This window comes from Amycolatopsis sp. NPDC049159 (genome assembly GCF_040648295.1).
Taxonomy (GTDB): domain Bacteria; phylum Actinomycetota; class Actinomycetes; order Mycobacteriales; family Pseudonocardiaceae; genus Amycolatopsis; species Amycolatopsis pretoriensis_A.
Genome location: NZ_JBEZDL010000034.1, coordinates 24,336 through 40,641 on the forward strand (window position 1 = coordinate 24,336; position 16,306 = coordinate 40,641).

15 protein-coding genes are annotated in these 16,306 nt (G+C 71.8%); 8 read left to right on the forward strand and 7 right to left on the reverse strand.

The window, feature by feature from the left end; all coding sequences use genetic code 11:
• Positions 1-13: 13 nt before the first annotated feature.
• Genes AB0B33_RS42410 through iolD form a run of 7 tightly spaced genes read left to right on the forward strand, consistent with a single transcriptional unit; the run spans position 14 to position 7,363 of the window.
• A complete protein-coding gene (locus tag AB0B33_RS42410; protein ID WP_360782623.1) occupies positions 14-1,009 on the forward strand; it encodes a sugar ABC transporter substrate-binding protein in 996 nt (331 codons plus the stop codon).
• Entirely contained in the window at positions 1,009-2,052 is a 1,044-nt protein-coding gene (locus tag AB0B33_RS42415; RefSeq protein WP_360782626.1) for an ABC transporter permease, read from the forward strand. Before AB0B33_RS42410 ends, AB0B33_RS42415 begins: the two co-directional genes overlap by 1 nt.
• On the forward strand, positions 2,049-2,831 hold the full coding sequence (locus AB0B33_RS42420) for an ATP-binding cassette domain-containing protein (RefSeq protein WP_360782629.1): 783 nt from the start codon (positions 2,049-2,051) through the stop codon (positions 2,829-2,831). Before AB0B33_RS42415 ends, AB0B33_RS42420 begins: the two co-directional genes overlap by 4 nt.
• Complete coding sequence (gene iolC / locus AB0B33_RS42425; protein ID WP_360782633.1) at positions 2,828-3,757, forward strand: 5-dehydro-2-deoxygluconokinase; 930 nt, start codon at positions 2,828-2,830, stop codon at positions 3,755-3,757. The genes AB0B33_RS42420 and iolC overlap by 4 nt, the downstream gene beginning before the upstream one ends.
• The gene (locus tag AB0B33_RS42430) at positions 3,754-4,644 is read left to right on the forward strand and encodes an aldolase (RefSeq protein WP_360782635.1); all 891 of its coding nucleotides are present in this window, start codon (positions 3,754-3,756) and stop codon (positions 4,642-4,644) included. Before iolC ends, AB0B33_RS42430 begins: the two co-directional genes overlap by 4 nt.
• On the forward strand, positions 4,641-5,531 hold the full coding sequence (gene iolB, locus AB0B33_RS42435; protein WP_360782638.1) for a 5-deoxy-glucuronate isomerase: 891 nt from the start codon (positions 4,641-4,643) through the stop codon (positions 5,529-5,531). Before AB0B33_RS42430 ends, iolB begins: the two co-directional genes overlap by 4 nt.
• Entirely contained in the window at positions 5,528-7,363 is a 1,836-nt protein-coding gene (gene iolD, locus AB0B33_RS42440) for a 3D-(3,5/4)-trihydroxycyclohexane-1,2-dione acylhydrolase (decyclizing) (protein ID WP_360782641.1), read from the forward strand. Before iolB ends, iolD begins: the two co-directional genes overlap by 4 nt.
• On the opposite strand, the gene AB0B33_RS42445 is transcribed toward iolD, so the two are convergent.
• Positions 7,334-8,728, reverse strand: coding sequence for a cytochrome P450 (locus AB0B33_RS42445; RefSeq protein WP_360782644.1), 1,395 nt, complete (start codon positions 8,726-8,728; stop codon positions 7,334-7,336). The two genes, iolD and AB0B33_RS42445, sit on opposite strands and share 30 nt — an antisense overlap.
• Positions 8,729-8,806: 78 nt before the next feature.
• Here AB0B33_RS42445 and AB0B33_RS42450 point away from each other — a divergent pair, with 78 nt between their 5' ends.
• On the forward strand, positions 8,807-9,379 hold the full coding sequence (locus tag AB0B33_RS42450) for a TetR/AcrR family transcriptional regulator (protein ID WP_360782647.1): 573 nt from the start codon (positions 8,807-8,809) through the stop codon (positions 9,377-9,379).
• On the opposite strand, the gene AB0B33_RS42455 is transcribed toward AB0B33_RS42450, so the two are convergent.
• The 6 genes from AB0B33_RS42455 to AB0B33_RS42480 form a co-directional block, all read right to left on the reverse strand.
• Positions 9,369-10,313 carry a hypothetical protein gene (locus tag AB0B33_RS42455; RefSeq protein ID WP_360782650.1) on the reverse strand — a complete coding sequence of 315 codons (945 nt, stop codon included), beginning with the start codon at positions 10,311-10,313 and terminating at the stop codon, positions 9,369-9,371. The genes AB0B33_RS42450 and AB0B33_RS42455 overlap by 11 nt on opposite strands.
• On the reverse strand, positions 10,310-11,542 hold the full coding sequence (locus AB0B33_RS42460) for an MFS transporter (RefSeq protein WP_360782653.1): 1,233 nt from the start codon (positions 11,540-11,542) through the stop codon (positions 10,310-10,312). The genes AB0B33_RS42455 and AB0B33_RS42460 overlap by 4 nt, the downstream gene beginning before the upstream one ends.
• Before the next feature lie 11 nt (positions 11,543-11,553).
• Positions 11,554-13,110: a discoidin domain-containing protein gene (locus AB0B33_RS42465; RefSeq protein ID WP_360782779.1), complete on the reverse strand. Its 1,557-nt coding sequence runs from the start codon at positions 13,108-13,110 to the stop codon at positions 11,554-11,556.
• Positions 13,111-13,383: 273 nt separating this feature from the next.
• On the reverse strand, positions 13,384-13,614 hold the full coding sequence (locus AB0B33_RS42470; protein WP_247013149.1) for a hypothetical protein: 231 nt from the start codon (positions 13,612-13,614) through the stop codon (positions 13,384-13,386).
• 68 nt (positions 13,615-13,682) lie between these two features.
• Positions 13,683-14,747: an NAD(P)-binding domain-containing protein gene (locus AB0B33_RS42475; RefSeq protein ID WP_360782657.1), complete on the reverse strand. Its 1,065-nt coding sequence runs from the start codon at positions 14,745-14,747 to the stop codon at positions 13,683-13,685.
• Between the two features lie 44 nt (positions 14,748-14,791).
• Positions 14,792-16,015: a GGDEF domain-containing protein gene (locus AB0B33_RS42480; RefSeq protein ID WP_360782782.1), complete on the reverse strand. Its 1,224-nt coding sequence runs from the start codon at positions 16,013-16,015 to the stop codon at positions 14,792-14,794.
• Between the last annotated feature and the right edge of the window lie 291 nt (positions 16,016-16,306).

Genomic DNA, 16,306 nt, shown 5'->3' on the forward strand with positions numbered 1-16,306 from the left:
CAAAGGAGTGACTGTGTTCTCTATGAAGAAGCTGGCCGGTGTGGCGGCGATCGCCGCCGCCGGACTGGTCCTGTCCGCGTGCAGCGGCCCGTCCGCCGACAACAATTCGGCCAGCAGCGCGAACTCGTCGGCCGCGGCCCCGAGCACGGGCGGCCCGCTGAAGATCGCCGTGGTCACCCACGGCACGTCCGGCGACGCCTTCTGGAACGTCGTCAAGAACGGCGCCGAGCAGGCGGGCAAGGACCTGAACGTCGGCGTCGACTACTTCGCCGACGGCGACCCGGGCAACCAGGCCCGGCTGATCGACAACGCGGTCGCGCAGAAGGTCGGCGGCCTGGTGGTTTCGATGGCGAACCCGCAGGCGCTGCAGACGTCGATCCAGAACGCGGTCAAGGCCGGCATCCCGGTCGTCACCATCAACTCCGGCGAGGACTCCAGCGCGGCCTTCGGCGCGATCGCGCACGTCGGGCAGAGCGAAGGCCTCGCGGGCCAGGGCGCCGGGCAGCGGCTCAAGGCGGCGGGCAAGACGAAGCTGCTGTGCGTCATCCACGAGGCCGGCAACATCGGCCAGAACCAGCGCTGCGACGGCGCGAAGCAGACGTTCGGCACCGTCTCCACGCTGCAGGTCGACATCTCCAACCCGACCGACGCGCAGGCCCGGATCCGCGGCGCGCTGCAGTCCGACCCGTCGATCGACGCCGTGCTGGCGCTGAACTCGCAGGTCGCGGCCCGCGCGGTGGACGCGGCCAAGGAGGCCAGCTCGAAGGCGCAGGTGGCGACGTTCGACCTCAACGCCGACGTCGTCGCGGCCATCAAGGCGGGCACGATCCTCTTCGCCGTCGACCAGCAGCAGTACGAGCAGGGCTACCTGCCGATCGTGTTCCTCAAGCTGTACAAGGAAAACGGCAACACCATCGGCGGCGGCAAGCCGGTCCAGACCGGCCCCGGCTTCGTCGACAAGACCAACATCGACACCGTGGCCCCGTACGCGCAGCGCGGCACCCGCTGATGACGGCGGCGATCCAGGCCCAGCCGGACGAACGGGTGGGGAAGAAGAGCCTGACCGACCGGCTGGTCGTCCGGCCCGAGATCGGCGCGCTGCTCGGCGCCGTGCTCGTGTTCGTCTTCTTCTCCGTCGTCACCGGCCAGTTCCTCAGCCCGCTGGGCGTGGCGACCTGGCTCGACGACTCCTCGACGCTGGGCATCATGGCCGTCGTGGTCGCGCTGCTCATGGTCGGCGGCGAGTTCGACCTCTCGGCCGGCGTCATGACGGCGTCGACGTCGCTGGTCACGGCCATCCTGGCGACGCAGGCGGGCTGGAACGTCTGGCTCGCACTGGGAGTCTCGCTCGCCTTCGCCCTCGGCGTCGGCGCTTTCAACGGCTGGCTGGTGATGAAGACCGGGCTGCCGAGCTTCATCGTCACGCTGGGGTCGTTCCTGGCGCTGCAGGGCCTCAACCTCGGCGTCACGCGGCTGGTCACCAGCACCGTCCAGGTGTCGGGGATGCGCTCGACCAGCGGTTACGAGTCGGCGGGCGCGCTGTTCGCGTCCACCTTCGCCGTCGGCGGCACCGAGTTCCAGTCGTCGATCATCTGGTGGATCGTCGTCACGGCGGTCGCGGCGGTGCTGCTCATGCGCACCCGCTTCGGCAACTGGATCTTCGCCGTCGGCGGCTCGCAGGTCTCCGCCCGCTCGGTCGGCGTGCCGGTGGTGCGCACGAAGATCCTGCTGTTCATGGGCACCGCGCTCGGCGCGTGGCTCGTCGGCTCGATCAACATCCTGCGCTTCGCCAGCGTCCAGGCGAACCAGGGCATCGGGCTGGAGTTCCAGTACATCATCGCCGCGGTGATCGGCGGCTGCCTGCTCACCGGCGGGTTCGGCTCGGCGGTGGGCGCGGCGATCGGCGCGCTGATCTTCGGCATGGCGCGCCAGGGCATCGTGTTCGCGCAGTGGAACAGCGACTGGTTCATGCTGTTCCTCGGCATCATGCTGCTGGCCGCGGTCCTGGTGAACAACGCGTTCCGGCGCCGTGCGGAAAGGGTACGCCGATGAGCCCGCTGCTCGAAGTCCGCGACATCGGGAAGACCTACGGCAGCGTGATCGCGCTGCGCGAAGTGTCCACTGTGGTCAACGCGGGCGAGGTCACCTGCGTGCTCGGCGACAACGGCGCCGGGAAGTCCACGCTGATCAAGATCCTGTCCGGCGTGCACCAGCACGACCGGGGCGAGTTCCTCGTGGAGGGCGAACCCGTGCGGTTCGCTTCGCCGCGCGAGGCGCTGGACCACGGCATCGCGACCGTGTACCAGGACCTCGCGGTGGTGCCGCTGATGAGCGTCTGGCGGAACTTCTTCCTCGGCTCGGAGCCGACGACCGGCTTCGGCCCGTTCCGGTTCCTGGACCGGAAGAAGGGCCGCGAGACGACGAAGAAGGCGTTGTCCGACATGGGCATCGACCTGCGAGACGTCGAGCAGCCGGTCGGGACGCTCTCGGGCGGCGAACGCCAGTGCGTGGCGATCGCGCGGGCGGTGTACTTCGGCGCGAAGGTGCTGATCCTCGACGAGCCGACCGCCGCGCTGGGCGTCAAGCAGGCCGGGGTGGTGCTGAAGTACGTCGCCCAGGCCCGTGACCGCGGGCTCGGCGTCGTGCTGATCACGCACAACCCGCACCACGCCTTCCCGGTGGCGGACCGGTTCCTGCTGCTCAAGCGCGGCGCTCCGCTCGGCGCGTACGAGAAGAAGGACATCGACATCAACGAGCTGACCCGGCAGATGGCGGGCGGTGCGGAACTGGAAGCCCTCGAACACGAACTGCGGCAGGTGGAGAAGGCGTGAGTCTCGAAGCGCTGACGATCGGCCGGGTGGGCGTCGACCTCTACCCGGAGCAGAGCGGCGTGCCGCTGGCCGGCGTCAGCACGTTCGCCAAGTCGCTCGGCGGCACCGCGACCAACGTCGCGGTCGCCGCCGCGCGGCTCGGCCGGCGCACGGCGGTGCTCACCAAGGTCGGGCCGGACGGCTTCGGCGACTACGTCCGGCAGGCGCTCGACGGTTTCGGCGTGTCCCCGGCGCACGTGGGCACCTCGCCGGACCTCCAGACGCCGGTGGTGTTCTGCGAGCTGAACCCGCCCGCGGACCCGCCGCTGCTGTTCTACCGCTCCCCCATCGCCCCCGACCTCACGCTGACCGACGCCGACGTGCCCTGGGACGTCGTCGAGTCGGTGCCGCTGCTGTGGGTCACCGGCACCGGCGTGTCCGCCGAACCCGCGCGCACGACCCAGCGGAAGATCCTCGAAGCACGCGGACGCCGTGAGCACACCGTGCTGGACCTCGACTACCGGCCGATGTTCTGGCCGTCGGCCGGGCAAGCGCGGGAAGAGATCGGCGGGCTGCTCGACCACGTCACCGTCGCGGTCGGCAACCGCGCCGAGGCCGAGGTCGCCGTCGGCACGGCGGACCCGGACGCCGCCGCGGACCGCCTGCTGGAGCGCGGCCTGCGGCTCGCCGTGATCAAGAAGGGCGCCGAGGGCGTCCTGGTGGCGACGCCGGACGGCCGGTCGACCGTGCCGCCGCGGCGCGTCGAGGTCGTGTGCGGCCTCGGCGCGGGTGACGGCTTCGGCGGCGCGCTGATCCACGGCCTGTTGTCCGGCTGGGACCCGGTGCGCCTCGCGGAGTACGCGAACGCCGCGGGCGCGCTCGTCGCGTCCCGGCTGGCCTGCGCCGACGCCATGCCGACCGCCGAGGAGATCGAGGAGCTGCTGTGATCCTCACCGACGAGCGCTGGCGCGAACTCCTCCACACCCGGGCGACGAACCCGGGCGCGGTCCGCCAGGCCTACGCGACCCGCAGACGCCGTTCGAAGCTGCTGTCCGACAACGGCACCCTGTTCCTCGTCGCGGCCGACCACCCGGCCCGCGGGGCACTGGGCGTCGGCGAGGACCCGCTCGCGATGGCCGACCGGCGGACCCTGCTGGACCGGCTGCTCGCCGCCCTCGCCAACCCGGCCGTCGACGGCATCCTCGGCACCCCCGACGTCGTCGAGGAGCTCCTCCTGCTCGGCGCGCTGCACGACAAGGTCGTGTTCGGTTCGATGAACCGCGGCGGCCTGGCCGGCGCGGACTGGGAGATCGACGACCGGTTCACCGGCTACGACGCCCGCACGCTCGTCGACTGCGGGCTCGACGGCGGCAAGATGCTGCTGCGGCTCGTCGACGCCGACCCCGGCACGATCCCGACGCTGCAAGCGTGCGCCGACGCCGTCACCGAGCTGGCGGCGTACGGGCTGATGGCGATGATCGAGCCGCTCCCCTACCGCCGGGACGACGGGAAACTGGTGCTGCAGAAGGATCCCGTGTCCCTGGCGCGGGCCGTCACGGTGGCCTCCGGCCTCGGTGCGACGTCCGCGCACACCTGGCTCAAGCTGCCCTCGACCGACTCCGCCGAGGTCCTCGGCGCGACGACGCTGCCGGTGGTCGTGCTCGGCGGGGTGCCCTCGGGCGACCCGGCCGCCGACCTGGCCTCGTGGGGCCGGACGCTGCGCCACGACGTCGTGCGCGGCCTGGTCGTCGGCCGCACCCTGCTCTACCCGCCCGACGGCGACGTCGGTGCGGCCGTGGAAGCCGCCGCGAAGGTACTGGAGGCCGCGAAGTGAGCAAGCTCCACCGTCCACTCGGGACGCTGTCCGACGACACCGACCCGGTCCGGCTCACCCCGGACAGCGCGGGCTGGACCTACACCGGGCTGCGGGTGCTGTCCCTGGCGCCCGGCGAGACCCGGATCCTGCACACCGGCGAGTTCGAGGCCTTCGTGCTGCCCCTGTCCGGTTCCGCGACGGTCCGCGTCGACGGGCAGGTCTTCGAGCTGCGCGGCCGGAAGTCGGTCTTCGCGCGCGTGACGGACTTCGCCTACGTGCCGCGTGACGCCGAAGTCGAGTTGTCGACAACGGACGGTCTGGAGGTCGCGCTCCCGATGGCGCGCTGCACCCGCCGCCTCGCCGCGAAGTACGGCCCGGCCGAGGACGTCCCGGTCGAGGTCCGCGGCGCCGGGCAGGCGACGCGGCAGGTGACCAACTTCGGGGTGCCCGGGGTCTGGGACCACGCCGACAAGCTCAACGCGTGCGAGCTGATCACCCCGGGCGGGAACTGGTCGTCGTACCCGCCGCACAAGCACGACGAGGCGACCGAGTGCGAGGTCGTCAACGAGGAGATCTACTACTTCCGGATCGCCGGCCGCGACGGCGTGACGCCGTCCCGTGAGGGCTTCGGCCTGCACCGCACGTACACCGCCGACGGCGACCTGGACGAAGACGTCGCCGTGCGCGACCACGACGTGTTCCTCATCCCGCGCGGCTACCACGGCCCGTGCGTGGCCGCGCCGGGTTACCCGATGTACTACCTGAACGTCCTGGCCGGGCCGGCCGAAGAGCGGTCCATGGCGTTCTGCGACGACCCCGCGCACAGCTGGGTCCGCGACACGTGGGCGTCGCAGGACCTCGACCCGCGGTGCCCCGTCACGAGTCACGAAGGGCGTGTTCAGTGAAGCTGACGACGGCTCAGGCGCTGGTCCGCTGGATCCTGGCGCAGCGCTCCGAAACCCTGGACGGGCGCGAAGTCCCGCTCTTCCCCGGCATCTTCGCGATCTTCGGGCACGGGAACGTCCTCGGCCTCGGGACGGCCCTGGAAGAACACCGCGACGAACTGCCCGTCTGGCGCGGGCACACCGAGCAGGGCATGGCGCTGGCCGCGGTCGGGCTGGCGAAGGCCACGCACCGGCGGCAGGTCGGCGTCGCGACGTCGTCGATCGGGCCGGGTGCGCTGAACATGGTCACCGCGGCCGGGGTCGCGCACGCGAACCGGCTGCCGGTGCTGCTGCTGCCGGGCGACACGTTCACCAGCCGCGCGCCGGACCCGGTGCTGCAGCAGATCGAGCCGTTCGGCGACGCGACCGCGACGGTGAACGACGCCTTCCGCGCGGTCTCGCGCTACTTCGACCGGATCACCCGGCCCGAGCAGCTGATCTCGACGTTGCCGCAGGTCGCGCGGGTGCTCACGGACCCGGCGGACAGCGGGCCGGTGGTGCTGGCGCTGCCGCAGGACGTCCAGGCGGAGACGTACGACTTCCCGGACGCGCTGTTCGCCCCGGTGACGCACCGGCCGCTGCGCCCGCGCCCGGACCGGCGTTCGGTCACCGAGGCGGCGGGTGTCCTGCGGGGCTCCCAGCGCCCGCTGCTGGTGCTCGGCGGCGGGGTCCGGTACTCGGGTGCCGCGCGCCGGGCCCTCGACTTCGCCGAGCGGCACGGGATCCCGATCGTGGAGACCACCGCGGGCCGCACGCTGGTGCCGCACGCGCACCCCCTGCACGCGGGGCCGCTGGGCGTCACGGGCTCGTCGTCGGCGAACGTCCTGGCGACCGAGGCGGACGTGGTCCTGGCCGTCGGCACGCGGCTGCAGGACTTCACGACGGCGTCGTGGACGGTGTTCTCCCCCGACGTCCGGCTGGTGTCGCTGAACGCGGCCCGCTTCGACGCCGTCAAGCACGGTGCCCTGTCCGTGACCGGGGACGCCTACGCGGGCCTGACGGACCTCGCCGCGCAGCTGGAGAGCTGGCGGGTGGACCCGGCGTGGACGTCACGGGCTTCGGCGGAACGCGCTTCCTGGGACGCGCACATCGATTCGTTGCGGTCGGCCGCGGCGGAAGTCCCGTCCTACGCGCAGGTCGTCGGGGTGGTGAACGACCTCTCGGCCGGCGGCGACTACGTCATGACGGCGTCCGGCGGGCTGCCGGGCGAGCTGATCGGCGGCTGGCGCGGGTCCGGTTCGGTGTCGATGGACGTCGAATACGGGTTCTCGTGCATGGGGTACGAGCTGTCCGGCGCGTGGGGCGCGGCGATCGCGTGGCCCGGCCTGGTGACGACGCTCCTGGGCGACGGCTCGTACCTGATGCTGAACTCGGAACTGTTCTCGGCGGCGTTCGCGGGGCACCCGTTCGTCGCGGTCGTGTGCGACAACGACGGCTACGCGGTGATCGCGCGGCTCCAGGAGGGGCAGGGCGGGAAGCCGTTCAACAACTTCTACGCCGACTGCACGACTTCGCACGCTTCCCCGCCGAGAGTGGACTTCGCGCGGCACGCGGAGTCGCTGGGGTGCCTGGTCTTCACGGCGTCCACAGTGGACTCGTTGCGGACGGCTTACGCGTCGGCCCGGGAGGCGTCGGTGGCCGAACGGCGGCCGGCGGTGGTCGTGGTGAAGACGCAGCCGTCGACGTGGACCGAAGCCGGAGCCTGGTGGGAGGTCGGCGTGCCCGAGCACCTCGCGGGCCGGGACGAGTACGAGCGGAGCAAGTCAGGACAGCTGCGCTACCTGGGTTCGTAGGCCGGCCCGGACCCGCGGCCGCAGGGTGAAGCCGCTCGGCTTGAGCGTGAGGGACTCCACGATCTTCAGCTCGTACGCCGGGTCCACGTCGAAGTCGTAGCGCTGCAGCACCACGCCCAGCGCCAAAACGGCCTCGTGCAAGGCGAACTGGCGGCCGATGCAGGCGCGCTCACCCGTGCCGAACGGCTTGTACGCCTGCGCCGGGCGCTTCTTCACCGCGGCCGGCTCGAAGCGGTCCGGGTCGAACGCCTCCGGGTCGTCACCCCAGGCCGCCGGGTCGCGGTGCACCAGCGGGAGCGGGACGATCACCCAGTCGCCCTTGCGCATCCGGTACTTCCCGCCGAGCACGACGTCTTCACGTGCTTCGCGGGAATAGCCGGGCGCCGTCGGCCAGAGGCGCATCGCCTCGTCCAGCACGCGGCGGACGTACCGCAGCTTCGCGACGTCGGCGAACCCCGGCTCGCGGTCACCCCACACCGCGTCGACCTCGGCGCGGGCCTTGGCCAGCAGTTCGGGGTGGCGGGTCAGGTAGTACAGCGCGAACGACAGCGCGCCGGACGTCGTTTCGTGGCCGGCGACGACGAACGTGATCGCCTGGTTGCGGATGTTCACCGGGTCGAGGCGCTCCCCCGTCACCGGGTGGCCTTCGGTGAGCATCAGGCCGAGCAGGTCGCGGCTCTCCTCGCCGCTGCCGCGGCGCCCGGCGATGACCTCGTCGACCAGGTCCGTCATCACCGCGATGTCGGCGCGGTTCTGCTCCGGCGTCCCGGCGATCGCGCGCCGGACGAAGGGCAGCTTGACGTTCTGCAGCTGCGCGTACCGCAGCGCGCGGATCATCGCCGTCACGAACGGGTGCCGTTCGGCGCGCTCGAACGAGCCGAACCGGTAGCCGAAGCCGGCGCGGCCGATGGTCTCCAGGGTCAGCCGGGTCATGTCGGCGGAGACGTCGACCGGGCCGCTCGCCGCGTCCCAGGCCGCCACGAGCTCGCGGGCGACGTCGAGCATGATCGGGTGGTAGCGGCGCATCGCCTCGGCGGAGAACGCCGGCTGCAGGATGTCGTGCGCCAGCCGCCAGTTCGGCTCGTGGGTGTGGGCGGTGAACAGGCCGTCGCCGCCGAGCGCGCGCAGGTTCTCCACGCCCATGCCGACGTGCTTGCCGAACTTCGCTTCGTCGTTCAGCTCGGTGACCAGGTCGACGCCGCCGACCAGGACGATCTCGAAGCCGAACACCTTGCGGGTGAAGATCGGCCCGAGCCGCTTGCCGATGCGCACGGTGTCCTGCAGCGGCGTGCGCGGGTTGGCCCCGATCAGGTCGCCGATCACCGGCAGGCGGCCCGGCCGGTGCGGAATCCCGCTGGTGTCCACGGCAGCTCCTTGTTGAACCCGGATCCAATAGGCTCACGATCCCCCGCTACTGAACCCGTGTCAAGTAAGCTCGGGGGCATGCGGACCAGGCTGAGCACGCAGGAGCGGCGGGAGCAGCTGCTGACCATCGGCGCCGGGCTGTTCGCGAAGCGGCCGTACGACGAGGTGTGGATCGAGGAGGTCGCGGAGATCGCGCAGGTCTCGCGCGGCCTGCTGTACCACTACTTCCCGACGAAGAAGGAGTTCTTCGCCGAGATCGTCCGCAGCCAGCGCGACCAGCTGCTGGAGATGAGCGAGCCCGACCCGGCGCTGCCCGTGGCGGAGCAGCTGCGGGCCGGGCTCGACGTGTACCTCGAGTTCGCGCGCACGCACCCCGACGGCTACCGCATCGTGCACCGCGCCGCCGCGGGCGCCGACCGCGAGGTCCTGCGGATCCGCGAGGCCGGGATGGCCGCGAACGCCGAGCGCATCCTGGCCGCGCTCGGCGCCCTGACCACCGTCACCGAGACGACACGGGTGGCCGTCCGCGGCTGGCTGGCGTTCGTCGCCACCGTCATCCTCGACTGGCTCGACCAGCCGAAGATCACCCAGGCCGAGCTGCGCGACCTCTGCGTCCGGACGCTGTTCGCGGCGGTGGACGTCACCCCGTGACGGCGGGCGACGCGGCGCCGCCGACCAGCTGCCGCGGCGCGCCGGAGCCGTCCGCCGGAACCGCCCAGACGGCGTTCTCCAGTCCGTAAAGGATGGTGTGGTCGTCCTGCCAGAGCGCCTGGTCGTCGACGCTGCGGGTTTCCGCCAGCTCGGTTTCCTGCCGGCTCGCGAGGTCGAGCACCGAGAGCCGCCAGACCCCTTCGCCGACCTTCTTCTTGAACGCCACCCGCTTGCCGTCCGGCGACAGCGACGGGCATTCGACGTTCTCCCGGAGCACCTTCCCGCGATAGCGCCCGTAGTCGGCTTCGACGAGGTAGGTCGTGCCCTTGCTGCCGAGCGTGGCGTAGAAGCGGTTGCCGTCGGGGGCGAACGTGATGCCCCAGTAGTTGACGTCGGCCGCGAAGTAGCGCTTGCCGTCGAGGAAGACGGGCAGCTCTTCGATCGTCTTGACGAGCCGTCCGGTGTCCACTTCGTACAGTCCGGCGCGGGTGGAGAACCCTGTCTGCGCATAGGAATCGCCGGTGACGAACAACGTCCAGTAGACGCGCTTGCCATCCGGCGAGACCCGGGCGCGGCTCGGGGTGCCGGGCAGGGTTTCGGTGTGGCGGACGCCGAGCCCGCCGTCGAGGACGAGGACGTCGGTGACCGCCGGGAGCGTGCCCGGCTTGACGGCCAGGCACACCGCCGTCTGCCGCGCCACCGCGAACCGGTCGCACTTCAGGCCGCTGAGCTGCGGTTTCGCACCCGTGCCGGCGAGCGGGACGGCGCCGACGCGGCCGGTGGCCGTGTCACGGTAGAACAGCTGCCCGGGTGCGAGGGGGAGCCGCGCGGCCGGGCCGGCCTCGGCGGTGTCGTGCCGCGAGCTGACCGTGTAGACGACGGCCGCGGCGATCAGGAGCACTGTGCCGGCGAGGGCGAGCACGATCTTCTTCACGGGCGCACCGGCTTCGCGATCGCGGCGGCGAGGGCGACCGCGGCCAGGCAGGCCGCGGCGACGAGCACCGCGGGCCGCAGGTCCCACAGCGTCCACGCCAGTCCGAAGAGGACGGAGGAGACCATCCGGGCGACGGCCTGCCCGGTCTGCACGACGGCCATCCCGGTGCCCCGGAGGTCACGCGGGATGAGCGGACCGGCGGCGGCCATCAGGACGCCGTCGGTGGCCGCGTAGAACACGCCGTGCAGGCCGAGCGCGACGATCCCCAGCCAGATCCCGGCCCGCGGGCCGCAGAGCAGCACCAGCGCCAGGCACAGCGCGGCGTGCCCGCCGAGGAAGACGGGCCAGCGCCCGGCCCGGTCGGCGAGCTTGCCGAGCGGCACGGCCAGCACCAGGTAGACGCCGGCGGTGCCGAGCGGCAGCAGCGGGAACCACGTCGCCGCGATCTCCCAGCGCCGCTGCAGGACGAGGTAGACGAACGAGTCGCCGACCGTGACCAGGCCCAGCAGCGCCGCCCACAGCGCGACGCGCCGGAAGTCCTGCTGCCGCAGCAGGCCGAGCGCGGCGCGCAGGGAGACGGCGGCGCGGTCGGCCGTGGCCGGCCGGTCGTGCACGAACAGGGCGAGCAGCAGCACCGCGATGGCGGCGATGCAGAAGCTGGTGACGAAGACGCTCGGGTAGCTGCCGAGGCTCAGCGCGAGCACGGCCATCGCCACCAGCGGGCCGAGGAACGCACCGACGGTGTCCATCGCCCGGTGCACCCCGAACGACCGGCCGAGCGTCGCCGGCTCGCTGCTCAGCGAGATCAGCGCGTCGCGGGGGCCGGTGCGCAGCCCCTTGCCGGTGCGGTCGGCGGCGAGGACGACGCCGATCGCCGCGACCGACGAGCCGGCCGCGACCAGCCCGAGCTTGCACACCGCGGACAAGCCGTACCCGAACCCGGCGACCGCCTTGAGCCGCCGCCACCGGTCGGCGAGGTGCCCGCCGAGCACCCGCACGACCGCGGTGGCGCCCGCGTAGAGCCCGTCGAGCAGCCCGAACTGCAGCGGGTTCAGCCCGAGGCCGAGCACCAGGTAGAGCGGGAGGACGGCGGTCACCATCTCCGAGGAGACATCGGTGACCAGGCTGACCATGCCGAGCGCCACCACGTTGGCGGACACCCGCTTCAGCGCGGGTTTCCGGTCGGTGCCGGCCGCCAGGTCCGAGGTCCGGCTCGCCGCGATGTACATGCGCGTCCCTCCTAGTGGCAGGTGTAGGTCGGGCTGCTGTCCAGGACCTTGCCGTCGACGCCGATGAGCTGCGACTGGAAGCTCGTGTCGGTCATGGACAGCTTGAGCACGCCGTAGGTCTTGAGCAGCTTCGCGGTCGTGGCGTGCGGCGAGCTCAGGTCGTAGAGGCTCGCCCCGCCGGAGCCGCCGACGATCTCGACCGGGCCGCCTCCGTCCGCCTTGCCGTCGGCGTTCTGCGGGACGAACCGCTCGTAGTCGTGGTCGTGGCCGTTGAGGACCAGGTCGACCTTGCTGGCCGCCATGAGGTTCCACAGCTCGATGCTGTCGGGGTTGTCGCCGTGGTCACCGGAGCTCCACCGCGGGTGGTGCCAGTAGGCGGCGACGCAGCCCTTCTTGTTGTTCGCGAGATCCTGCTTCAGCCACGCCATCTGCTCGTCCGGGCCGAACTCGTGGGTGGCGAAGTCGTTGGAGTCCAGGGCGATGAAGTGCCAGTTGCCCATTTCCCAGCTGTAGTACCGCTTGCCGTTCGGCTTCGCGATGGCGCCGAAGTAGTCGTCGTAGCCCTTGTACGGCGTGTCGTCGTAGGTCTCGTGGTTGCCGGGGATCGGGCGGGTCTTGCTCTTGAACTTGCCCCAGGTCTTGTCGTAGTAGGACTTGAAGTCCGACAGGTGCGCGTCGTCGTACTGGTTGTCCCCCATGGTGATCACGGCCGCGGGGTTCATGGTCTCGACGAGCTTCGCGGTCTTGACGTGGGCGCAGCTGGAACTGCTGGACGTGCAGCGTTCGGCGATGTCACCGGCGGCGGCGAGGGTGAACCCCGGGCTGCCGGCCGCGGTCTTCACCGTGACGGGCGTGCTCGCGGCCGAGACGTTGCCCGCGTTGTCGCGCGCGCGGACCGCGTAGGTGTAGCTGGTGTCCGGCGTCAGCCCGGTGTCGGTGTAGGACGTCGTCGCGCTGGTGGCGACGACGGTTCCGTTGCGCAGCACGTCGTACCCGGCGACGCCGACGTTGTCGGTGGCGGCGCTCCAGCTCAGCGGGACGCCGGTGGCGGTCGCGGTGCCGGCGGTGAGCCCGGCCGGGACGGTCGGGGCCTGCGTGTCGCCGGAGGAGTCGGTGCTGCCGAAGACCTGCATCTCCCAGAAGGAGTAGCCGTAGCCGGTGGCGCGAGTGAGGCCGACGAAGCGCACGAACCGGCCGTGGGCGGTGAGCCCGGTCAGGTCGTCGGTCTTGCCGTCGCCGTTGTCGACGGTGGCGGCGGTGGTGAACGTCGTGCCGTCGTCGGAGACCTCGATGCGGTACTTCTTGGCGTAGGCGGCTTCCCAGTTCAGCACCACGCGGTGGACGGCGGCGGACTGGCCGAGGTCGATCCGCAGCCACTGCGGGTCGGCTCCTTCGACGCTGGCCCAGCGGGTGGTGGTGCTGCCGTCGACGGCCTTGGTCCCGGCGTAGGACGAGCTTTCGACGGTCGAGGTGGCGACGGGTTTGCCCTGCGAGAGCAGCACATCGGCGGCCTGGGTGGTGGCGGCCGCGGCGATGGCGGAGGGCAGCAGGACCACGGCGGCGAGCACCGGGGCGAGTCGGGCGAGGGGTCGTAATCGGGTGGACGGCACGTCGCACTCCTTAAGGGCCTTGGCGGTGGCTTGACGGGGCTGCGGCGTCGGGTAAAACAGTTAAGAAAGTTTCCTAACTAAGCGGACTTTAACGGCGAGTAGCTTGGCCTGACAAGTTCTTGTCTTGTCCCGTTTCGCTGACCGGGATACTGCTTCGCGACGTGGGACGGCCACGAAAAAAGGTGCCGCTCCCCGGTTGCGGCCGGGGAACGGCACCTTTTCTTCGCGGGATCAGAGCGAGAGGACGTACAGGTCCCACTCGGTGTGCCCCTGGTCCCACCGGCAGTACGCGGCGAGGTCGGCCCCGCTGCGGATTTCGTCCGCGGCGCGCTCGCAGTCGGCCTGCCACTGGTAGCTGCGGATGTACTGCGGGTTCCCCGCGGAAGCGGTGCCCGCCGCGAGGCCGAGCAGTGAACCGGTGATTGCGGTGACGGCGCCCAGACGCCCCAGTGTCTTCTTCACCCGATGATCATTTCACGGCATCGGGGCGGTTCGGGGCGAAACGCCACAAATCGCCCGTAAGTGGGCGGTCAGGCCGTGGTCAGGAGCTTCCGGATCTCGCTCACCGCGGCCCGCCCCGCGCGGTTCGCCCCCACCGTGCTCGCCGACGGCCCGTACCCCACCAGGTGCAGCCGCGGCTCGAGCGCCACCCGCGTGCCGTCCACGCGGATGCCGCCGCCCGGCTCGCGGATGTGCAGCGGGGCGAGGTGGTCGACCGCCGCGCGGAAGCCGGTGGCCCACAGGATCACGTCGGCGTCGAAGCGCGTGCCGTCCGCCCACTCGACGCCCGAGGGCACGATCCGGGCGAACATCGGGCGGCGCTCCAGGATCCCGGCCGCCCGCGCGGCCCGCACCTCCGGCGTCACGGCCAGGTCGGTCACGCTCACGACGCTTTCCGGCGGCAGCCCGGCCCGCACGCGCTCGTCGACCTTCGCGACGGCGTTGCGTCCCCAGTTCTCGCTGAACGGCTCGTCCCGCCAGACCGGCGGGCGCCGCGTCACCCACGCCGTCGCGCGGGCGAGCGGGGCGAACTCCATCAGCAGCTGCACGGCCGACGCGCCGCCGCCGACGACGACCACCCGCTCGCCGCGGAAGTCCTCGGGCCCGGCGTAGTCCGCGGTGTGCACCTGGCGGCCGGCGAACGTCTCCTGGCCCGGGTAGTGCGGCCAGAACGGCCGGTCCCAGGTGCCGGTCGCGCTGATCACGGCCCGCGCCGCCCAGGACTCCGCCGGGCTCGAAACCACCAGCCGGTCGCCCGCCCGCGTCACCGACCGGACGTCGACCGGGCGCTGCACCGGGAGGTCGTACACGCTTTCGAAGCGCGCGAAGTACTCGGAAACGACTTCGGAGGCGGGGCGCGTCACGTCCGGGGAGCCGAAGGCCATGCCGGGCAGGTCGTGGATGCCGTGCACCTTGCCGAGCACCAGCGACGGCCACCGGTACTGCCACGCTCCCCCGGCGCGCTTCCCGTGGTCCAGCACGACGAAACCGGTCCGGTTGGCGAAGCCGGCGCGCCGCAGGTGGTACGCCGCGGACAGGCCCGCCTGGCCGGCCCCGATCACCACCACGTCCGTCTCGTGATCCGCGCCGCTCATACCGGGTTCAACGGCCTGCGCGAGCGGCTATTTCGCGCCGTTCGTCACACGGCGACGCGGTTGCGGCCGGCTTCCTTCGCCCGGTACAGCGCCGCGTCGGCGGCGCGGAGCACGTCGTCGAGCGCATGGCCGCTGCCGGGGTGGCACGCCACCCCGATCGACACCGACAGGCCGCTCACCCGGACCGTCCCGCCGCCGGTCGAGATGACCACGTTGAGCTCGCCCACCGCCACCCGCACGCGTTCGGCGATGGCGAGCACGTCGCCGTGGCCGATGCCCGGCAGCAGCACCACGAACTCCTCGCCGCCGAACCGGCCGACCGTGTCGCCCTGGCGCACCGAGCCCGAGATCGCCACCGCCACGGCCGCCAGCACGTCGTCGCCGGTGAGGTGGCCGTAGGTGTCGTTGATCTTCTTGAAGTGGTCGAGGTCGATCATCAGCACGGCGAAGCGGCTGCCGGTGCCCCGGCGCAGCGCGCGGGCGTGCTCCCGGACGGCGGAGTCGTGCCAGCCGGCGGTGTTGAGCAGCCCGGTCTTCTCGTCGGTGACGGCGGCGACCTGCAGCTGCTGCTTCAGCAGCAGGTACCGGTGCAGCAGCAGCAACGGCGCGACCACGAACACGACCAGCACGGGCTGCTCGACCAGCGCCAAGGCGGCCAGCCCGCCGAGGCAGAGGGTCGCCAGCTCGAAGGCGTTGTCCTCCCAGGTCCCGATGAGGTCGGCCGCCGAGCGCTGGCTCGTGTAGAGGTAGATGCCCGCCGCCACGAGCCCGATGTTCACCAGCTCGAACACCGCCGCGGCGAGGCACAGCGCGAACAACCCGCGCGGGGTCTGCAACGGCGTCCCGTGCAACCCCAGCACGGCGAGCACCGACGAAGCCGCGAAGCAGGAGAGCATCGCCCACGCGGTGCTCGCGACGAAGCGGTGCGCGGGCCGCGTCCGGACCTGGCGCCACACCCGGGCCCACAGGTGGGCGTAGAGCACGAGGGCGAGCAGCGCGACCCAGGCGGGCGGTAGCAGCACGACGCCGGCGAGGTACCAGACCGAGGTGACGTTGATGTGCGTCTGCCCGCTCATCCACCGCCGCAGCCGTTCGATGCGGCGCGACATTTCGGCCTGCGCCACCCCGAGCGCGACGAGCACCGCGAACCAGACCGGCCGCACCGGCTCCCCGAACCCGGTACCCAGCGCGACGGCGGTCGCGCCGACGGCGAGCAGCTCGCAGCCGAGGGCGTAGACGATCCACCGCGTTTTCGCCGCGGTCCACATCTCCCACCGCGCGGGCCACCCCGGCCAGTCGGAAAGCGCTTCCCGGCGCACGGCGGCCTGGGCTCTCAAGAGCCGAAGCCGCCGATGTGACGAACCGGCATCGTGACGTACCCCTTGCGCGAAGTTCGGCCGACCAGGTCGCCCAGCGTAGCCGTTCGAGCGAGCCACGTCGCCGGTCCGGCGGAATTGAACCGGGCGGCCGGCCGGAAGATCTGCGCAGGGTAGATCGCGACCCTTCGGTGCGCGCTTACTTGCACAGGGCGCGATGATCGCGACCGCGGCGACGCCGAG

What these genes read in the sequence shown, in the direction of transcription:
- AB0B33_RS42415 (WP_360782626.1), top strand. Translation starts at nt 1,009, where the DNA reads ATGACGGCGGCGATCCAGGCCCAGCCGGACGAACGGGTGGGGAAGAAG.
- AB0B33_RS42450 (WP_360782647.1), top strand. Translation starts at nt 8,807, where the DNA reads ATGCGGACCAGGCTGAGCACGCAGGAGCGGCGGGAGCAGCTGCTGACC.
- AB0B33_RS42420 (WP_360782629.1), top strand. Translation starts at nt 2,049, where the DNA reads ATGAGCCCGCTGCTCGAAGTCCGCGACATCGGGAAGACCTACGGCAGC.
- AB0B33_RS42460 (WP_360782653.1), bottom strand. Translation starts at nt 11,542, where the DNA reads ATGTACATCGCGGCGAGCCGGACCTCGGACCTGGCGGCCGGCACCGAC.
- AB0B33_RS42480 (WP_360782782.1), bottom strand. Translation starts at nt 16,015, where the DNA reads ATGTGGACCGCGGCGAAAACGCGGTGGATCGTCTACGCCCTCGGCTGC.
- AB0B33_RS42475 (WP_360782657.1), bottom strand. Translation starts at nt 14,747, where the DNA reads ATGAGCGGCGCGGATCACGAGACGGACGTGGTGGTGATCGGGGCCGGC.